General features: G+C 75.2%; 4 protein-coding genes. 3 read left to right on the plus strand and 1 reads right to left on the minus strand.

The window, feature by feature from the left end; all coding sequences use genetic code 11:
• Nucleotides 1–213: 213 nt before the first annotated feature.
• Together IE260_RS34260 and IE260_RS34265 are read left to right on the plus strand one after the other, a co-directional pair.
• On the plus strand, nucleotides 214–1080 hold the full coding sequence (locus tag IE260_RS34260; protein ID WP_189879078.1) for a biotin--[acetyl-CoA-carboxylase] ligase: 867 nt from the start codon (nucleotides 214–216) through the stop codon (nucleotides 1078–1080).
• 196 nt (nucleotides 1081–1276) lie between these two features.
• Nucleotides 1277–2398: an adenylate/guanylate cyclase domain-containing protein gene (locus tag IE260_RS34265; protein WP_189879080.1), complete on the plus strand. Its 1122-nt coding sequence runs from the start codon at nucleotides 1277–1279 to the stop codon at nucleotides 2396–2398.
• Nucleotides 2399–2403: 5 nt separating this feature from the next.
• On the opposite strand, the gene IE260_RS34270 is transcribed toward IE260_RS34265, so the two are convergent.
• Nucleotides 2404–3015, minus strand: coding sequence for a hypothetical protein (locus IE260_RS34270; protein WP_229881588.1), 612 nt, complete (start codon nucleotides 3013–3015; stop codon nucleotides 2404–2406).
• Between the two features lie 212 nt (nucleotides 3016–3227).
• Between IE260_RS34270 and IE260_RS34275 the strand changes: the two genes are divergently transcribed.
• Nucleotides 3228–4028, plus strand: a complete 801-nt coding sequence (locus IE260_RS34275) for an enoyl-CoA hydratase/isomerase family protein (protein ID WP_189879082.1) — start codon at nucleotides 3228–3230, stop codon at nucleotides 4026–4028.
• The last annotated feature ends 201 nt before the right edge of the window (nucleotides 4029–4229 follow it).

The following is a 4229-nucleotide window of genomic DNA, read 5'->3' on the forward strand; positions in this document are numbered from 1 at the left end:
GTTCCGAACCGGCGTGCGTCGCTTCCTCGATACGGCGCCTCAGATCCGCGAGCTTCCCCGCGGTCGTGTGGATGTCGGGCTGCTGCTCTTCCGGCTCGGACATCGGGATGCGGCTCCCTGCCTGCTCAAAAGGGGGGACGGTTACTCATCCGCAGCGTAGTGGGGTGCCTACCGATCGGCAGTGCGGTCTTTCCCACACCTAGTGTGGGTTGCATGACGCCACGAGACGACTCCGACGCCCACGACAGCCGGTGGTCCGACCTGGACCGCCCGCCCCTCAACGTCACCGCCCTGCGCCGGGGGCTGGTACGGGAGGGCGCGCTGTGGCGGCAGGTGGACGTGGTGCAGCGCACCGGCTCCACCAACTCCGACCTGGTGGCCCGAGCCGTCGAGGGGACGGCGGACGAGGGTGCGGTGCTCGTCGCCGAGGAGCAGACCGCCGCGCGGGGCCGCCTGGAGCGGCAGTGGACCGCTCCGGCCCGCTCCGGCCTCTTCTTCTCCGTACTGCTGCGACCCGCCGAGGTGCCGGTGACCCGCTGGGGCTGGCTGCCGCTGCTCACCGGCGTGGCGGTGGCGACCGGGCTGTCCCGGGCCGCGGGCGTCGACACGTCCCTGAAATGGCCCAACGACCTGCTGGTGACCGTCGGCGGCGAGGAGCGCAAGGCCGGCGGGATCCTCGTGGAGCGGGCCGGCGCGGACGGGGTCGTCATCGGCGTCGGCATCAACGTCACGCTCCGGACGGAGGAACTGCCGGTCCCGCAGGCGGGCTCGCTGGCGCTGGCGGGGGCCGTGGGCACCGACCGGGATCCGCTGCTGCGGGCCGTGCTGCGGTCACTGGAGGACTGGTACGGGCGGTGGCGGACGGCCGGTGGCGACCCGGCGGCGAGCGGTCTGCAGGAGACGTACGCGGCCGGATGCGCGACCCTCGGGCGGACGGTGCGGGCCGAGCTGCCGGGGGACCGGGCGATCGTCGGGGAGGCGGTGGCCGTGGACGGCGACGGCAGGCTGGTGCTCGCCACGGAGGCGGGGGTGCAGGAGCCGGTGGGCGCGGGGGACATCGTGCACCTGCGGCCGGCCTGAGACGTGCGCGGCCGGGCGCCGGCGGCGCGCCTCCCGCGTGGGCGTCCCCCGGATGCTTCCGGGCCGCTCAGGCACCGTGGGGCACGGCTGCCCGCAGGCCGCGGTGCGGCTGCTCTCGGGAGTGAGCTGGGGCACACCTGACGTAAAGTTGTGGCCGGTCGATACCTGACCGCGGCAGATCGGAAGGGCAGCAGGCGTGAGCGTCGACGACACGGGCTCCGGCGCGGACGGGGACGGCCGGGTGGAGCAGCCCGCCGATCCCGGCGAGGACCCGCTCGCACTGCGCCTGGAAGGGCTCATCCTGGGCGCGGAGCGCCGCTACACCCCCTTCCAGGCGGCGCGCAGCGCGGGCGTTTCCATGGAACTGGCCTCCCGCTTCTGGCGGGCCATGGGCTTCGCCGACATCGGCCAGGCCAAGGCGCTCACCGAGGCCGACGTCCTCGCCCTGCGGCGGCTGGCCGGTCTGGTGGAGGCGGGGCTGCTCAGCGAGGCCATGGCCGTGCAGGTGGCCCGGTCCACCGGGCAGACCACCGCCCGGTTGGCCGAGTGGCAGATCGACTCCTTCCTGGAGGGGCTGACCGAGCCTCCCGAACCCGGGATGACGCGCACCGAGGTGACCTACCCCATCGTCGAGCTGCTGCTGCCCGAACTGCAGGAGTTCCTCGTCTACGTCTGGCGGCGACAGCTCGCCGCCTCGGCGGGCCGGGTCGTGCAGGGCGCCGACGACGACGAGATGGTCGACCGGCGGCTCGCGGTCGGGTTCGCGGACCTCGTCGGGTTCACACGGCTGACCCGCCGCATGGAGGAGGAGGAGCTCGGCGAGCTGGTCGAGGCGTTCGAGACCACCGCCGCCGACCTGGTGGCCGCGCGCGGCGGGCGGCTGATCAAGACCCTCGGCGACGAGGTGCTCTACGCCGCCGACGACGCGGGCACGGCCGCCGAGATCGCGCTGCGCCTCATCGAGACGATGGCGGGCGACGAGACGATGCCGGAGCTGCGCGTCGGTATGGCCTTCGGCACGGTGACCACCCGAATGGGCGATGTCTTCGGTACGACCGTCAACCTCGCCTCCCGGCTCACCTCGATAGCCCCGCGCGACGCCGTCCTCGTCGACAGTGCCTTCGCGGAGGAGCTGATCCGCACGGGGGACGCCCCGGCCTCCGAGGCGGAGGCGGCCGAGGCGGCGGCCACCGCCGAGAAGGAGGGCGAGGAGCCGCCGGCGTACCGCTTCGCGCTCCAGCCCATGTGGCAGCGGCCGGTGCGTGGCCTCGGAGTGGTCGAGCCGTGGCTGCTCAACCGGCGGGGCGACCAGGCGTAGGCCGGTCAGTCGCCGGGGCCGTCCAGCAGGTCCACGCACAGCCCGACGACCGGCACGCACAGACCGGGACGGTCCGGGTCGGGCGGCGCGGCGGGCGGGGTGCCGCGGCTCGGTGCCGGGGTCGGCGCGGGGCTCTGTGGGCCGGGCGGGTGAGAGGTGGGCGCGGGCGCCGGGTTCTTCGGGTCCGGCGCGGCGGTCGGATCGGTGCCGGGGGCGGCGGACGGGTCCGGGGCGTCGGAACCGGTCGTGGTCGTGGGGCGGGGAGCCGCCGAGGTGGTGCCCTCGGACGGCGCCGGTATGAGTCCCGTGGTCGGGGGTGTGCTGAGGGCGCCCATGACGGAGGTCGCCGACGGACGCGCCTCGGGCGCGGTCGCGGCGCCGACGGGTGCGGTGACCGTCCGGCCCGTTTCCGCGCCGGCGGCGGGACGCGGCCCGGCCTCGGTGTCGGGGCCGCCGCCGATCCCCGGCTCGGGTGTGAGGTGGGCGAGGCTCAGGGCGCCGGCCGCGAGAACGAGGCCGCCGGCGGCGAGCAGGAGCGCCCGGGGACGGGGTCTGCGGTGGCGGCCGCGGCGCCCCCACGGTCGCCGCGGCTCGGTCGGGGTGTCCGTCGTCGTCATGTTCCCTCCCCGCGCGTACGCGCCCCCGATGCGCCGGGGTGGGGCGACGGTATGCGCTGCCGCGGGCGAGGGTGCGGGAGTCGGCGGTTTGTCACTCGAACGGGTAAGCGGCGGCGGTGCGGGACGGAGCGCGTCCGGCCTTTCCCGCAGTCGTCCCGCCTGCGATGATCGGAGCGGTCAACTTGTTAACCCGCGTTAACCGGGAGGGTGTCATGAGCGAGGAGCGGTTCGGAGAGTTCGTCCTGGTGCGGCGGCACGGGGACGGGCATGTCGCGGAGCTCGCGCTCGACCGGCCGAAGGCGATGAACGCGGTCTCGACCGCGATGGCCCGGTCCATCGCCGAGGCCTGCGCGGCGCTGGGCGAGGACCGGAGCGTACGGGTGGTGGTGCTGACCTCGACCCATGAGCGGGCGTTCTGCGTCGGAGCCGATCTGAAGGAGCGGAACTCGTTCAGCGACGCCGAACTGCTGCGCCAGCGGCCGGTGACGCGCGGTGCCTACACCGGGGTGCTGGAGCTGCCGGTGCCCGCGGTCGCGGCGGTGCACGGGTTCGCGCTGGGGGGCGGGTTCGAACTGGCCCTGTCCTGCGACGTGATCGTGGCCGACCGTACGGCGGTGGTGGGACTGCCCGAGGTGTCCGTGGGGGTGATCCCGGGCGGCGGCGGTACGCAGTTGCTGCCGCGACGGGTGGGGGCGGCGCGGGCCGCCGAGCTGGTCTTCACGGGACGGCGGGTGGAGGCCGTGGAGGCGCGGGAGCTGGGGCTCGTGGACCAGCTGGTGGAGGAAGGGCGGGACCGGGAGGAGGCGCTGGCCCTCGCCTCCCGCATCGCGGCCAACTCGCCGGTCGGCCTGCGTGCGGCCAAGCGGGCGCTGCGGCTCGGGCACGGGCTGGATCTGCGGGCCGGGCTGGAGGTGGAGGACGCGGCGTGGCGGGCGGTGGCGTTCTCCGGGGACCGGGCGGAAGGGGTGGCGGCGTTCAACGAGAAGCGGGCGCCGCGGTGGCCGGGGGAGTGACGTCACGACCAGCCTGCGGACGGTGCCACCGGGACGGCACGGGCGGGCACAGGCGGTACCCGCGGCGCTGGGGTTCTGGGTGTTCCCGGCGTCCGAAAGTGGCCGAGCCTGCGGGCGGTGCCGTTGGGGTGGTGCGGGTGGGCGCAGGCGGTGCCCGCCGGTGCCGGGGTTCCGGGTGTTCCCGGCGTCCGAAAGTGGCCG

The organism is Streptomyces viridiviolaceus (genome assembly GCF_014650995.1).
GTDB lineage: Bacteria > Actinomycetota > Actinomycetes > Streptomycetales > Streptomycetaceae > Streptomyces > Streptomyces viridiviolaceus.

Bases quoted from the DNA above. Each gene is read 5' to 3' on its own strand.
- IE260_RS34275 (WP_189879082.1), top strand. From the start codon at position 3,228: ATGAGCGAGGAGCGGTTCGGAGAGTTCGTCCTGGTGCGGCGGCACGGG.
- IE260_RS34260 (WP_189879078.1), top strand. From the start codon at position 214: ATGACGCCACGAGACGACTCCGACGCCCACGACAGCCGGTGGTCCGAC.
- IE260_RS34270 (WP_229881588.1), bottom strand. From the start codon at position 3,015: ATGACGACGACGGACACCCCGACCGAGCCGCGGCGACCGTGGGGGCGC.